Source organism: Rhodococcus sp. Ni2, assembly GCF_021352185.1.
GTDB classification, from domain to species: domain Bacteria; phylum Actinomycetota; class Actinomycetes; order Mycobacteriales; family Mycobacteriaceae; genus Rhodococcus_F; species Rhodococcus_F qingshengii.
In genome coordinates, this window is record NZ_WOXZ01000001.1 from 477,153 (window position 1) to 490,870 (window position 13,718).

13 protein-coding genes are annotated in these 13,718 nt (G+C 64.0%); 5 read left to right on the top strand and 8 right to left on the bottom strand.

All coding sequences use genetic code 11. From position 1 onward, the window contains the following. Positions 1-181 precede the first annotated feature (181 nt). Positions 182-601 carry a TetR/AcrR family transcriptional regulator gene (locus GN300_RS02165; protein WP_082845817.1) on the top strand — a complete coding sequence of 140 codons (420 nt, stop codon included), beginning with the start codon at positions 182-184 and terminating at the stop codon, positions 599-601. Here the strand turns inward: GN300_RS02165 and GN300_RS02170 are convergent. From GN300_RS02170 to GN300_RS02185, 4 genes are all read right to left on the bottom strand, one after another. Beyond that, entirely contained in the window at positions 598-2,406 is a 1,809-nt protein-coding gene (locus GN300_RS02170; RefSeq protein ID WP_003946255.1) for an ABC-F family ATP-binding cassette domain-containing protein, read from the bottom strand. The genes GN300_RS02165 and GN300_RS02170 overlap by 4 nt on opposite strands. Continuing rightward, on the bottom strand, positions 2,406-3,341 hold the full coding sequence (locus GN300_RS02175; RefSeq protein WP_030536307.1) for a 4-(cytidine 5'-diphospho)-2-C-methyl-D-erythritol kinase: 936 nt from the start codon (positions 3,339-3,341) through the stop codon (positions 2,406-2,408). Before GN300_RS02175 ends, GN300_RS02170 begins: the two co-directional genes overlap by 1 nt. A gap of 81 nt (positions 3,342-3,422) precedes the next feature. After that, positions 3,423-4,199 carry an ABC transporter permease gene (locus GN300_RS02180; protein WP_042448972.1) on the bottom strand — a complete coding sequence of 259 codons (777 nt, stop codon included), beginning with the start codon at positions 4,197-4,199 and terminating at the stop codon, positions 3,423-3,425. Between the two features lie 36 nt (positions 4,200-4,235). After that, positions 4,236-5,231 (bottom strand): ABC transporter ATP-binding protein, encoded by a 996-nt coding sequence (locus tag GN300_RS02185; RefSeq protein ID WP_082845816.1) that lies wholly within the window; start codon positions 5,229-5,231, stop codon positions 4,236-4,238. A 97-nt stretch (positions 5,232-5,328) separates the two neighbouring features. Here GN300_RS02185 and GN300_RS02190 point away from each other — a divergent pair, with 97 nt between their 5' ends. After that, complete coding sequence (locus GN300_RS02190; protein ID WP_042449230.1) at positions 5,329-6,297, top strand: YafY family protein; 969 nt, start codon at positions 5,329-5,331, stop codon at positions 6,295-6,297. Positions 6,298-6,393: 96 nt separating this feature from the next. Here the strand turns inward: GN300_RS02190 and GN300_RS02195 are convergent, their stop codons facing one another. Next, on the bottom strand, positions 6,394-6,597 hold the full coding sequence (locus tag GN300_RS02195) for a cold-shock protein (protein WP_003946232.1): 204 nt from the start codon (positions 6,595-6,597) through the stop codon (positions 6,394-6,396). 314 nt (positions 6,598-6,911) lie between these two features. Here GN300_RS02195 and GN300_RS02200 point away from each other — a divergent pair, with 314 nt between their 5' ends. From GN300_RS02200 to GN300_RS02210, 3 genes are read left to right on the top strand one after another with little or no spacing between them, the layout of a single operon-like run. Further along, on the top strand, positions 6,912-7,121 hold the full coding sequence (locus GN300_RS02200) for a heavy-metal-associated domain-containing protein (RefSeq protein WP_003946267.1): 210 nt from the start codon (positions 6,912-6,914) through the stop codon (positions 7,119-7,121). 7 nt (positions 7,122-7,128) lie between these two features. Continuing rightward, entirely contained in the window at positions 7,129-8,043 is a 915-nt protein-coding gene (locus GN300_RS02205) for a hypothetical protein (protein ID WP_007729015.1), read from the top strand. Then, positions 8,043-10,304: a cation-translocating P-type ATPase gene (locus GN300_RS02210; RefSeq protein WP_063316776.1), complete on the top strand. Its 2,262-nt coding sequence runs from the start codon at positions 8,043-8,045 to the stop codon at positions 10,302-10,304. The genes GN300_RS02205 and GN300_RS02210 overlap by 1 nt, the downstream gene beginning before the upstream one ends. A 58-nt stretch (positions 10,305-10,362) precedes the next feature. Here GN300_RS02210 and rsmA read toward each other — a convergent pair whose 3' ends face one another. Genes rsmA through GN300_RS02225 form a run of 3 tightly spaced genes read right to left on the bottom strand, consistent with a single transcriptional unit; the run spans position 10,363 to position 13,555 of the window. Further along, a complete protein-coding gene (gene rsmA, locus GN300_RS02215) occupies positions 10,363-11,262 on the bottom strand; it encodes a 16S rRNA (adenine(1518)-N(6)/adenine(1519)-N(6))-dimethyltransferase RsmA (protein WP_003946263.1) in 900 nt (299 codons plus the stop codon). Between the two features lie 9 nt (positions 11,263-11,271). Beyond that, positions 11,272-12,399: a resuscitation-promoting factor gene (locus tag GN300_RS02220; RefSeq protein ID WP_063316775.1), complete on the bottom strand. Its 1,128-nt coding sequence runs from the start codon at positions 12,397-12,399 to the stop codon at positions 11,272-11,274. A 31-nt stretch (positions 12,400-12,430) separates the two neighbouring features. Next, entirely contained in the window at positions 12,431-13,555 is a 1,125-nt protein-coding gene (locus GN300_RS02225; RefSeq protein WP_063316774.1) for a resuscitation-promoting factor, read from the bottom strand. Between the last annotated feature and the right edge of the window lie 163 nt (positions 13,556-13,718).

The following is a 13,718-nucleotide window of genomic DNA, read 5'->3' on the forward strand; positions in this document are numbered from 1 at the left end:
GACAAACCGGACAACTTCGGGAACATGAAGTCTCGAGACCTGTTGAAGTACATAAACATTCGCCTAGTCGTCCAATATCACGCGATAGAAGACATACCCCGCAAAACACGCAATCGCAACAACGCACAGCACGAGCAGGATGTCGAAAAAGACGGGCCGGGTTGGGTTTCGAGCCTGGTCGATGAGGGGCGCCGAAGACGAGGCGGGCGTGCCACACGGCAGCGCACGGCACTACTTCGCAAACCAGCGTGGACTGATAGTCGAGGTGGTGCGACACCTTCTGGACGGCGATCTTCCTCGCCCAGGCGAGACGCCGAAGCAACAGGTGGCCCGGTGGCTGGGGCCTGAATCCGGCCGCACTCGGGCGCGTTACGAACTGATCATCGCGTCATTCCACGATCCCGACCTCGCAGTGGAACTGGTGCGTGGTCGGGATCGGTTTGTCGACATCCTGGTCGAACGCGGCATGACCTCGTCCGATGCAGCGGAATTGGTCGCAGCACTGGACGGGCTCGTTCTGGACGCACTGCTGCGCAGGCATGCTCCGGAAACCCTGGATCCAGAGCGAACCTTCAAGAGGTTCGGGGCGAAGTTCCCCTAGCCGTCCAGCTCGGCGAAGAGCTCCATCCACTGCTCTTCGGCCGCTTCCTTGTCGGCGATGACCTGCTTGAGTTCTGCGCCGAGTTTCTGCAGCTTGTCCGGGTCGGTGGCCGCGTCGGCGAGGGAAGCGTGCAGCTTCTTCTCTCGGTCGTCGAACTTCGCAATGGACCGCTCGAGCTTCGAAAGTTCCTTGCGTGCAGCGCGATCCGCGGCGCCGTCGCGGACCTGCTTGCTCTTCGACGCACCACTCGCCGTCGAGGCCACCGACGGGTTGTCGCCATCCCCCATTGCTGCGCGCCGACGCAGGTAGTCCTCGATACCACCGGGCAGGTTGGTGAGCTTGCGGTCACCGAAGAGCGCCCAGGTGGTGTCACAGATGCGCTCGATCAGGTACCGGTCGTGCGAGATGACCACCATGGTGCCCGCCCAGCCGTCGAGCAGATCTTCGAGTTGCTGAAGCGTGTCGATGTCGAGATCGTTGGTCGGCTCGTCGAGAAGCAGGACGTTGGGCTCGGCCATGAGGACACGCGTCAACTGCAGACGTCGGCGCTCACCACCGGAGAGATCACCGACTGGGGTGCGCTGACGCGCCGGCGTGAAGCCCAACCGCTCAGCCAGCTGACCCGCCGATACTTCCTTGTCTCCCAGCGTGATTCGCTCGGCTACATCCTTGACCGCGTCGAGTACGCGCATGTCGGTCGGTAGATCGTCGAGTTCCTGCTTGAGCCAACCGATGTGGACGGTCTGCCCCTGAATGCGCTTTCCGGCGGCAGGCTCGAGTTCGCCGGCCAGAGTCCGCAGCAGAGTCGTCTTGCCCGAGCCGTTGACACCGACCAGGCCGACACGCTCACCTGGAGCGAGACGCCAGGTCAGATCCTCGACGAGTACACGGCCGTCCGGAGTCTCCAGACGCGCGTCTTCGAGTTCGATGACAACCTTGCCGAGCCGTCGCTGCGCGAACGACGCAAGAGCGACCGCGTCACGAGGTGCCGGAACGTCGGCGATCAGAGCCTCTGCGGCTTCGATGCGGTACTTCGGCTTGGACGTACGGGCCGGCGCACCGCGGCGCAGCCATGCGAGTTCCTTGCGTGCAAGGTTGCGTCGACGCTCTTCGGAAGCGTCAGCCTGACGCGAACGCTCGGCGCGAGCGAACACCCAGTCGTTGTAGCCACCCTCGTAGCTTTCGACGCCGCCGCCGACAACCTCCCAGGTGCGGGTGGCGACGGTGTCGAGGAACCAGCGATCGTGGGTCACGACGACAAGCGCGCTGCGACGCGAGACGAGGTGCTCGGCCAACCACTGAACACCTTCGACGTCGAGGTGGTTGGTGGGCTCGTCGAGCACCAGCAGGTCGAGGTCCTGAACCAGGGCCGCAGCGAGAGCCACGCGGCGACGCTCACCGCCGGACAGGCCGTCGACCTTGGCATCCAATGCGGACCGCTCGCCGCCGGCGCCCAGGTTGTCGATGCCGATACCCGAGAGCACCGAACGGATGCGCGCGTCGCCGGCCCATTCGTGTTGCGCCACTCCGAGCGGCCCCAGGACCACTTCACCGACGGTGGAGCCGGGAGGCAGTACACCGCGCTGCGTCACGACGGCCATACGCAATCCGCCGACGCGGCTGACGCGTCCCGAATCCGGCTGCTCCACACCCGCGAGGACTTCGAGCATGGTCGTCTTACCGCCACCGTTGAGGCCGACGACGCCGATGCGCTCGCCCTCCTCGACGCCCAGGGAGACCCCGTCGAGCAACGGCTTGACGCCGAAAGACTTCGACACGTTTTCCAGATTGATCAGATTCGCCATCAGTGCTGTCCCTTTGCCGCATTGTCGAGTATTCGTGCTCCGGGAACGGGTCCGCTCGCCACGCGAACGGTGCGGCACACCCCCGCTCCCGCAAGTTCTGCGCTCACTTCCACCGCGGACTGTGCGTCGGCGCAGAGAAAGGCGCATGTCGGTCCGGAGCCGGAGACGATGCCGGCCAAAGCTCCGGCTTCGACGCCCGCTCGAAGCGTCCGTCGTAGATCCGGGTTGAGTGAGAGTGCCGCAGCCTGCAGATCGTTGCCGAGCAGCGACGCAAGCAGATGAGCGTCACCCGTGGTCAGTGCCTGGATCAACGCATCGGCGCTCCCCAACCGTTTCGGGGAGCCTTCTGCCCGCAGCTTGTCCAGCTCGCGGAACACGACTGGTGTGCTCAAGCCACCCTTGGCCAGCGCCAACACCCAGTGAAAAGTGTGGCGGGTCAACACGGGGACAAGTTGTTCGCCGCGGCCGGTTCCGAGGGCAGTGCCACCGTGCAGCGAGAACGGAACGTCACTCCCGAGGCGTGCCGCAAAAGCGTCGAGATCAGGCCGCGAGAAGTCGAGCTTCCACAAAGCGTTGAGCGCAACCAAAGCGGCGGCTGCGTCGGCACTCCCGCCGGCCATTCCGCCTGCGACGGGGATGCCTTTCTCGATGACTATCTCGACGTTCGGGGCCACGCCACCCTCGACGGCGAGCATCTCGGCGGCACGCCACACGAGGTTGGTGCGATCGGTCGGCACGGCCGCGGCGTCGTCGCCGATCACCCGCACGGTCAAGGTGTCCGCAGGCGCCACCGTGAGGGTGTCTGCCAGCGACAATGCCTGAAAAACCGTCGTCAGCTCGTGATAGCCGTCGTCTCGCAGGTCCCCGACGGCAAGGTGGAGATTCACCTTGGACGGGGCCCGGACGACTACGGGGCGTGGAACGACGGAGAGCACAAGGAACAACAATAGGCGCTGCGAACACCTGGGCGAAAACCTGCGACCGCAGCAGCCCGTCCGACAGCCAGCACACCCACGCTATTTCACCGCGCGCACACCTACGCCCAGACCGACCACCGCCACGCCCAAGGCGGCGACGATTCCTGCCAGAACGCTGCTCGACGCGAAGTCTCCGGCAAAGAGTGCCCGCTCGGCGTCTACGACGTAGCCGAGCGGATTGATGTTCACGAGGACCTTCATCCAACCTGGTGCGTCCTCGAGTGGAAGCATGGTTCCCGACAGGATCAGGAGCGGGAACATCAGCGTCTGCTGAACGACCCAGAACATCCAATCCTGCTCCCGCACAGCCAGAGCGAGAGCGTACGAGAGCGCACCGAGTCCGACGCCGAACACTCCCAGCAGGACTATCCCGAGCGCGGCTCCCGCTGCATTGACGTCCAATCCGAGCGGAAGTGCGACCAGAATGATCAGAATCGCCTGCGCGGCAAGCGGAACCATCTCCTTGCACGCTCGCCCGATCAACAAGGACGAGCGTCGGAGCGGAGTCACCAACATTCGCTCGTGCGATCCCTGCTGCATCTCCATCAGGAGGTTGGACCCGGTCATCGTCGTTCCGAAGATCGCGATCATCACCAACACACCGGGAATGAACCAATTCCATACGCCGTCACCGGTACCCGGAACCCCTTTGAGCAGAGGCCCGAACAACGCCAACAGGATCAGCGGCTGGATGAGGCTGAAGATGACGCTGACCGGGTCGCGCAACATCGGTCGCAGCTCACGGCCCATCACGATTGCGCTGTCTCGAACGATGTTGCCGTGCACGGTACGTGGGGTATCGAGTGTGATTGTCATGGCGGATTCCTGTTCGTCGAAGTTCTTTGTCGTGTTTCAGGAAGCGACCGCGGCGGCGCTCTCGCGCAGGCTGCGGCCGGTGAGAGTGAGGAAGACGTCGTCGAGAGTCGGCCTGGTGATGTCGGCAGTGAGTGCGCGGGCACCACGGGCATCGGCTTCACGCAGCAACACCGGTAGCGTCGAATCACCCTCGCCGGCACGGATACTCACCGAACTCGCCTGGACGGTGACGTCACGCACAGTGACAAGTCGCTCGGCCACCGACGCTGCGACGGCGGCCGCCTCGACGCTGTCGAAGGTGAGCAACAAATGATCTCCGGCAAGATCAGCCTTGAGTGCGGCAGCGGTGTTGTCCGCGATGACAGTGCCTTCGTCGATGACGATGACCCGCTCTGCCATCGAATCCGCTTCTTCGAGGTAGTGCGTGGTCAGCACGATCGTGGTGCCCATCTCGCGCCGCAGCCGGAGGATGTGGTCCCAGAAGTTGGCCCGACTCTGCGGGTCCATGCCCGTGGTCGGCTCGTCGAGGAACAGGAGCGGTGGGCGATGGACCAGGCCCAGAGCGATATCGAGCCGCCGTCGCTGCCCGCCGGACAACGTACTGACCTTTCGAGTGCCCAACTCGGTGAGTTCGAGATCACGCAGCAGCTCGTCGGCCCGGACCTGCGAGTCACCCTTGGGCATTCCGTAGCACAACCCCTGCGTCACCAACTCGTCGCGAACTCGCTGGTTGTGGCCGGCGCCGTTCCCCTGCCCGACGTATCCGAGGCTCGATCGCACCTCGTTTCGTGCCGCAGCGATGTCGAATCCTGCGATTCGCGCGCTGCCGGACGTGGGCTCGAGCAAGGTGGTCAACATGCGCAACGTCGTCGATTTCCCGGCGCCGTTCGGTCCCAGCAAGGCAACCAACTCACCCTCCGCTACGTCGAGCGTGACTCCCTTGACTGCTTCCACGAGTTTCTTGCCCTGAGCGAAGTGCTTGGTGAGCGCCTTCGTCTCGATCATCGGTCTGCCGTCGTTGATGCGACTCATGACGTGGCCCCAATTTCTTCTCGACTGGTCGGATGTGGACCAACCTAAATTCAATTGAGGACTCATACGGTCCTAAATGTTTGGCAGACTTCTGGCCATGAAGGAGACATCGGCTCGCCTACTGCGATTGCTGTCACTGCTCCAGACGCGTCGAGACTGGTCCGGTGCCGAACTCGCAGACAAACTCGCGATCACCCCGCGCACGGTTCGACGTGACGTGGACCGCCTCCGCGATCTCGGCTATCCGGTCGACGCGACAGTCGGAGTCGGTGGCGGATATCGCCTGGGTGCCGGCGCGGAGATGCCCCCGCTACAGCTCGATGACGAAGAAGTGCTCGCGGTGGCACTTTCACTGCAATCCGGAGCGACCGGCTCTGTGGTCGGCATCGGCGAGGCTTCGATGCGCGCGCTGGCGAAGCTGCGGCAGATCATGCCGTCGAGGCTGCGACACCGTCTGGAGTCGCTGTCGATCGACGTCGTGCCACGCGAGCCCGCCGCGAGCGCAGTCGATGCGTCGGTCTTGTCCGCCATCGCGTCGGTGTGCCACAACCACGAACGCCTGCGATTCGACTACAGCACTCACGACGGCACCCAGAGCCGGCGCGAGGTGGAACCGTACCGGCTCGTACGGTCGGGCGTCCGGTGGTATCTGGTGGCCTGGGATCTCGCTCGCGAAGACTGGCGATCATTTCGCGTAGACAGAATGGAACCCAAGATCCCCACCGGCCCACGATTCGTGCCGCGGGAACTACCCGCCGGTGGTGCAGCAGACTTCGTTTCCCGCGGTGTCGCTCGGGCCTATTCCTCCACGCGCGCAACAGTTCTACTGCATGCACCCATCGAGCAGATAGCACCGATGGTCAACGAACAGTGGGGATCGGTGGAGTCCACCGACGAAGGGCGTTGCGTCATAGTGCTTTCGGGCACTTCTCTGCGATCGATCGCACACTGGCTCAGAGCTTTCGACGTCGATTTCACCGTTGTGAATCCACCTGAACTCCGCGAGGAATGCCGCACGATCGCGGCGGAAACGGCAGTCGCCACTCAGCGGTATCTCGATGCATGACAGCGTTTTTCACCCAAATACAACAAGACCCCAACTCCGAAGAGTTGGGGTCTTGTCAGTACGTCATGCGTCGGTTGCCCGACTCACATGGACGTCTTAGACGATGGTAACGCCGGTGGCCTGCGGGCCCTTGTTGCCCTGACCGATCTCGAACGCCACGCGCTGGTTCTCCTCGAGAGTGCGGAAGCCGCCACTCTGGATCTCGGAGTAGTGAACGAAGACGTCAGCACTGCCGTCTTCGGGAGCGATGAAGCCGAACCCCTTCTCGGAGTTGAACCACTTCACGATGCCCTCTGCCATGTAAATCTCCTCTAACACAGTGTCAACAGGCAGTCGCTTCGACCGCCCGGGTCACTTACTACGACCGTTCTGAGACAAATCCGTGGAGGATGTCCAAACGCTCGCAACCTAACCATTTGCGAGCGTGGAAACACAAACACAAACACTTACGACCACCACAAGTAGACCACACATCCGCCGTGTTGTCTTCCCTGAGGCCTTCATCACTGCCCAGCCCGTTGACAGGCATACCCCCTGGGGGTACCTTCGATTGCAGGGCGATACCTACACCGGGTATCCGTAAAATAAGCTTTCCACAACCGAAGGGACCAGCGATGACCACCGCCGAATACACCGTTTCCGGAATGACCTGCGGACACTGCGTCGGATCCGTCAAGGAAGAGATCGGCAACATCGCGGGAGTAACCGCGGTGGATGTCGAACTGGCGAGCGGACGCGTCGTCGTCACCAGCGATGCTCCCGTCTCCGCAGCCGACGTCGTCGCAGCAGTCGACGAAGCCGGCTACGCAGTCGTACCAAGCTGAGTCAGCCGTGCGCACCTCGACAACACTTGCCGCCTACGCCGTAGGGCTGGTCGCCGTCTTCGGCGCCGCCCTCGGCGTGGGGGCCGCAATCGGAAGCCCGATAGACATGTCCACCACCCAGCACAGCACCCACGAATCAACCACCGAATCGATGCCAGGCATGGATTCGGCAACACCTGCAGGACTCGAAGTCTCTTCCGGCGGATACACACTCACCGATGTGACCGCACCCGGTCGAGCTGGGGAGCCGGGAACCTTGACCTTCCGGATTCTCGACGACACCAACACGCCCGTCGTCGATTTCGACCTCCTGCACGAGAAGAAACTCCACCTCATTGTCGTCCGAAACGACACCAGCGAATTCCGCCACGTACATCCGTCCCTCGCTGCAGACGGCACCTGGTCGATCGACTGGGCCTGGCCCGCCGCCGGCACCTACCGAGTCTTCGCGGACTTCGATCCCACCGACGGCACCCAACTGACACTCGGCCGAAACTTCGACGTGGCAGGCGAATTCACTCCCGCGCCGCTACCTGCGAAGAGCGCGACCGCAACCGTCGACGGATACACCGTGACTCTCGACGGTGATCTGACCACTGCCGGCGGCCCGATCACGCTGAGCGTTGCTCGCGACGGAGCCCCGGTCACCGATCTCGATCCGTACCTCGGTGCCTTCGGTCACCTCGTTGCCCTGCGCACCGGCGACCTCGCCTACCTGCACGTGCACCCCGAAGGCGAGCCAGGCGACGGCGTCACAGCTCCTGGTCCGGACATTTCCTTCCACGCACAGGCACCGAGCGAAGGCACATACCGACTGTTCCTCGACTTCCAGCACGAGGGCGTGGTTCGGACCGCCGAATTCACTGTTGATGCAGGCACTTCCACAGCTTCAGTTCCAGACAATCACGAGGGAGGGCACTGATGACGTCACCGACTGCGGTCGACAATGCTGCCAACTCGAGCAGCGTCGAACTCGCGATCACCGGGATGACCTGCGCCTCCTGCGCGTCACGAATCGAGAAGAAGCTCAACAAGATCGACGGCGTCACAGCCACCGTCAACTACGCGACGGAGAAGGCCAAGGTCACCTTCCCGGACGGGGTACCCGTCGAAGATCTGGTCACTGCCGTCGAGAACGCCGGTTATTCCGCCGCGCTCCCCAAGCCGCCCAGCGCGCCGGACACCGTCGACCCGGATGCGGAAACCCCGCAGGATCGTGATCTGCGCGAGCTCCGTACCCGCCTGATCATCTCGACTCTTCTCTCCGTGCCGGTCATCGCTATGGCGATGATTCCTGCGCTGCAGTTCGACAACTGGCAATGGCTCTCCCTCACACTGGCCGCACCGGTCATCGTGTGGGCGGCCCTCCCCTTCCACCGGGCTGCCTGGGTGAACCTGCGTCACGGCGCGGCCACGATGGACACGCTCATCTCGCTGGGCACCATCTCGGCCTTCGTCTGGTCGCTCTACGCACTGTTCTTCGGCACTGCGGGCGAAGCCGGTATGAAGCACGCCTTCCGGCTGACGGTCGACCGGATGGACGGCAGCGCCAACATCTACCTCGAAGTTGCCGCGGGCGTCATCACGTTCGTGCTGGCCGGACGCTACTTCGAGCACAAGTCCAAGCGCACGTCCGGCGCCGCACTACGCGCACTCATGGAACTCGGTGCGAAAGACGTCGCGGTATTGCGCAACGGCGTCGAAGTACGAATCCCCGCCGAAGAACTGGCAGCGGGCGACTCCTTCATCGTCCGGCCCGGCGAGAAGATCGCCACCGACGGCATCATCACCGAGGGCCGCTCAGCCGTCGACATGAGCATGTTGACCGGCGAATCCGTGCCGGAGGAAGTCGGTGTCGGGGACACTGTCGTCGGCGCCACCGTCAATGTCGGTGGAACCTTGACCGTCGAGGCCACCCGGGTCGGGAGCGACACCCAACTCGCCCAGATGGCGGCACTGGTCGAAGACGCACAGAACGGCAAGGCCGAAGTTCAGCGCCTCGCCGATCGGATCGCCGGTATCTTCGTGCCGGTCGTCATCGCGATTGCCGTTGCGACACTGGGCTACTGGCTCGGTACCGGCAACCCCATCGAGATGGCGTTCACCGCTGCGGTCGCCGTGCTGATCATCGCGTGCCCCTGTGCTCTCGGATTGGCAACGCCCACAGCTCTGTTGGTGGGCACGGGCCGCGGAGCCCAGATGGGAATCCTCATCAAGGGACCCGAGGTGCTCGAATCGACGCGCGCAGTCGACACCGTCGTGCTCGACAAGACGGGAACCGTCACCACCGGTCAGATGACATTGCTGGACACCGTGGTGGGCGAAGGAACAACCGTCGACGAGGTCCTTCGGCTGGCCGGCGCACTCGAACATCGCTCCGAGCACCCCATCGCCGCAGCGATCGCGAAGGGTGCGACCGAAGCCGTGGGCGAATTGCCTACGGTCGAGGATTTCGTGAACGTCGCCGGGCGCGGCGTGCAGGGAATGGTCGACGGTCACGCCGTCGTCGCGGGCCGAGACGCGCTGCTCGCCGACTGGTCGATGCCGTTGCCGGAAAATCTCCGCGAGGCGAAGGCTGCAGCAGAGAAGGCCGGGCGCACCGCAATCGCGGTGGGCTGGGACGGCAAGGCGCACGCCATCCTCGTGATCGCCGACGCGGTCAAGGACACGAGCGCCGAAGCAATCGCGCAGTTGAAAGCACTCGGCCTCGAACCGGTTCTGCTGACCGGTGACAACGCCACCGTTGCTCGCACTGTCGCGGATCAGGTCGGGATCAGCACCGTCTTCGCCGAGGTCATGCCTGCGGACAAGGTCGACGCCGTCAAGAAACTGCAAGCGGAAGGACGCGTCGTGGCCATGGTCGGCGACGGCGTGAACGACGCGGCAGCCCTGGCTCAGGCCGATCTCGGCCTGGCGATGGGCACGGGTACCGACGTTGCGATCGAGGCCAGCGACATCACTCTGGTGCGAGGTGACCTGCGGTCGGCAGCCGATGCAATTCGACTGTCCCGCAAGACGCTCAAGACCATCAAGGGCAACCTGTTCTGGGCATTCGCCTACAACACGGCTGCGATCCCGCTGGCTGCGGCCGGCCTGCTCAACCCGATGCTCGCCGGTGCCGCAATGGCATTCAGCAGTGTGTTCGTGGTGAGCAACAGCCTGAGGTTGCGGCGGTTCAAATAAGGGGGCAAGCCCCTGTGCGCGGTTAGGGAGTCCCTGCACTCCTTAACCGCGCACGGGGCTATTCGCCTCCAGCCAGCCGAACGAAGGCTGCTGCGTCGAGCATCTCACCACGCGTCTGTGGCTCGATGCCGGCAGCGAGGAGCCGTCGTTCGGCCTCGGCAGGCGAACCTGCCCAACCGCTGAGCGCGGCACGCAAAGTCTTGCGGCGCTGCGCGAATGCGGCGTCGATCGCCGCAAAAACCTGCTTGCGGTGCTTCTCGTCCATCGGCCACGGCGGCTCCGCATACCGGTCGATACGAACCAGACCTGATTCCACCTTCGGCACCGGCCAGAACACGTTGCGTCCGACGGCACCGGCGCGGCGAACCTCGCCGAAGAAGTTGGCCTTGACGCTGGGAACGCCGTAGATCTTGCTTCCCGGATCAGCCGCCAGGCGGTCGGCAACCTCGGCTTGCACCATCACGAGTGCGGTCCGCAGACTCGGAAGCGACGCGAACAGGTGCAACAGCACCGGCACCGCGACGTTGTACGGCAGGTTCGCGACAAGCGCGGTCGGCTCGCCGGGAATCTGCGAAGGCAGCACACGCATCGCGTCGGCTTCGACGACGGTCAGGCGATCGGCCAGTTCCGGCGCTCGCTCGGCCACCGTCTTCGGCAGGCGAGCCGCGAGGTTGGGATCGATCTCGACCGCGATGACCCGATCGACCACGTCCATCAGCGCCATCGTCAGCGAACCGAGACCAGGCCCTACCTCGAGAACGACGTCGTCACGTGTCACGCCTGCCGTGGTGACGATGCGCCTCACGGTATTGGCGTCGTGAACGAAGTTCTGCCCCAACTGTTTCGTGGGCCGGACACCGAATTCCTCGGCAAGAGCGCGCACCTCGACCGGACCGAGCAGGGCTGCCTGCCCGCGCGGAGTAGCGATGGGTTCGTTCGATTGTTCGGCGTCTGACACCAGTAGAACTTATCCCAGTCCGAGGCGACCCGAGCACGACGGCCATGCGCCCCAGCCCTGAGTGCGCTGGGTCTGTGTCGCAATCGCGATCTGTTCTTCACGGGTGGCGAGGTCGGCGCGGGGCGCATACTTCAACCCGCCCTGTCGTTCCCAGGTGTTCTGATCGAACTGCACGCCGCCGTAGAAACCGTTGCCGGTGTTGATGGCCCAGTTACCGGTGGCCTCGCACTGTGCGAGCGCATCCCACGTCGAACCGTTCTCCACGGGCGGCACCTCGGTGCCCGGCTTCGTTCCGACACGCACGACCTTCGGCTGCGCCGGTGTGGTGATCGTCTCCGCGACCTGGGTACGTCCGGCTTCGACACCGTTGACGAGATTCACGGCGAACGTCACGTCACGCACGCCGGGCACGCCCGGGTTCTCGACGATCGTGCGGCTCTGGTTCATCGTCGGATCCTCGATGCGCTGATCCGGCGGATCGAGCGGCAAGGTCTCGACCTTGCTCTCGGTGCGGTTGCGCGTCACCGTGACCTCCAGGCCCTCGGTCAGTGGAGCGTCGGCGGCGGGAACCACCGTGTCCGACTGCTCGAGCGGAGTGCCGTTGGCGGTAAGGAACTCCCCGACCGTCGGCGCCGCGATACGCACGTCTGCTGCCGGGTTTGCGCCGTCGACCAGTTTTGCGACGACCGGTGTCAGCACGTCGAGCGCGGCGCCGTCCAGCGGAAGACGCTGCGAGCGCGAAGCCGACACGTGCACATCCGCCGCGACGTCCAACTGCTTCAACGCGTCGTCGACGGTCAAGGCTGTGGTCCAGAGCTTCTGCGGCTGACCGTCGACCGTCAGCGTGATCTCACGGGCACGACGGAGCACCACGGTGTCGCCGTCGGACAGCGAAGCGTCGGCCGCGGGAGCAACTGCATCCTTGTCACCGATCGGGTAACCCGCGTCCTCGAGAGCGCCGTCGACGTTGGTCGACATGGTGCTCAGGCGAATCTGCTCACCGTCGACATCGAGAGTGATGGTCTTGTGCCGGACGACGGCCAGAACACCACCCACGAGAACCGTCAGGAGAAGAGCGGCGATCGCCGAGTACAACAACGGCGACCTGGTCGAGTTGATTTTGGCGAACGGTGACATCGGTTCCTGTGTTCTGTGAGGTGTGAGCGCGTCAGCGCAGGCCCAATTTGCTGGTGCAGGACGGCCAAGCACCCCAGCCCTGACCGGCGCGGACCTTCTCGCCGATCGCGATCTGCTGTTCACGTGATGCGAGGTCGGCGCGAGCTGCGTACTGACCGCCGCCGAATGCTTCCCAGGTGCTCTGGGTGAACTGAAGTCCTCCGTAGAAACCGTTGCCGGTGTTGATGGCCCAGTTTCCGGTCGCCTCGCACTGAGCAATGGCATCCCACGTCGACGCGTTGGACACAGCGGGAGCGGAAGCCTGCTTGGTACCGACCTTCACCACTGCTGCGACCGGTTCCTTGATCACGGTCGCGGACAGTTCGGTTCGTCCGGCCTCGACGCCGTTGACGGTCTTGACCTCGACGGTGGCCGTGCGCTCACCCGGAACACCCGGGTTCTCGACGACGGTCTTGTCCTTCTCCAGCTCGGGATCCTCGACCTTGTTCTCCGGCGGCGCGATCGGCTGCGTCTCGACGCGAGTGTCCGTGCGGTCGCGAGTGACCTGGATGGTCAGGCCGTTGGTAACGGGTGTCTCGGCGGTGGGAACCACCGAGTCGGCCTGCTCGAGCGGCGTATTCTTGGCCGCGAGAAGATCGCCGACGGTCACGGCGGCGAGCTTGACCTCCGCCGCGGGAGCGCCACCGTCGCTGACGCTGACGGTCTTCGGGCTGACGACGTCGAGCTCGGTCCGTTCGAGCGGCAGACGATGCGAGCGCGAAGCCGAGACTGCGAAGTCGTCGGAAACATCTACCTGCTTCAATGCCTCGTCGACCGTCAATGCGGTGGTCCAGATGGTGGTCGGCTGACCGTCGACGGTCAGAGCCAACTCACGGGCACGGCGTAGTACGACGGTATCGCCATCGGACAGGGAGGAATCGGCACTGGGTGCGAGCGCGTCCTTGGGATCGACCGGGTATCCGGCGTCCTCGAGAGCGGTACCGACGCTGCTCGACATCGTGGACAGCGAAATCATGTCGCCGTCGACGTCGAGGGTGATCGTCTTGTGCCGAACCACGGCGAGCGCACCCCCGACGATGAGCGTCAGAAGCAACGCACCCACCACTGAATAGAGGAGTGGTGACTTCGTGGAGTTGATCTTGGCAAAAGGCGACACAGGAAATCCCAAGGCAGACGACGTTCGATCACAATACGGTAACGACCGAGCGTTGTATCGGCAACCAAATCACAACGAAATGCGACTTTTGTCACGGAACGGCAACGGCGTGTCGTGTGTTCTACACTTTCCGGCTCCGATACCCGTGTATCGATTCAGCTCT

Coding starts and splice junctions, on each gene's coding strand:
- GN300_RS02195 (WP_003946232.1), bottom strand. CDS start 6,597: ATGGCAGAGGGCATCGTGAAGTGGTTCAACTCCGAGAAGGGGTTCGGC.
- GN300_RS02170 (WP_003946255.1), bottom strand. CDS start 2,406: ATGGCGAATCTGATCAATCTGGAAAACGTGTCGAAGTCTTTCGGCGTC.
- GN300_RS02180 (WP_042448972.1), bottom strand. CDS start 4,199: ATGACAATCACACTCGATACCCCACGTACCGTGCACGGCAACATCGTT.
- GN300_RS02190 (WP_042449230.1), top strand. CDS start 5,329: ATGAAGGAGACATCGGCTCGCCTACTGCGATTGCTGTCACTGCTCCAG.
- GN300_RS02220 (WP_063316775.1), bottom strand. CDS start 12,399: ATGTCACCGTTCGCCAAAATCAACTCGACCAGGTCGCCGTTGTTGTAC.
- GN300_RS02210 (WP_063316776.1), top strand. CDS start 8,043: ATGACGTCACCGACTGCGGTCGACAATGCTGCCAACTCGAGCAGCGTC.
- GN300_RS02200 (WP_003946267.1), top strand. CDS start 6,912: ATGACCACCGCCGAATACACCGTTTCCGGAATGACCTGCGGACACTGC.
- GN300_RS02165 (WP_082845817.1), top strand. CDS start 182: ATGAGGGGCGCCGAAGACGAGGCGGGCGTGCCACACGGCAGCGCACGG.
- GN300_RS02185 (WP_082845816.1), bottom strand. CDS start 5,231: ATGAGTCGCATCAACGACGGCAGACCGATGATCGAGACGAAGGCGCTC.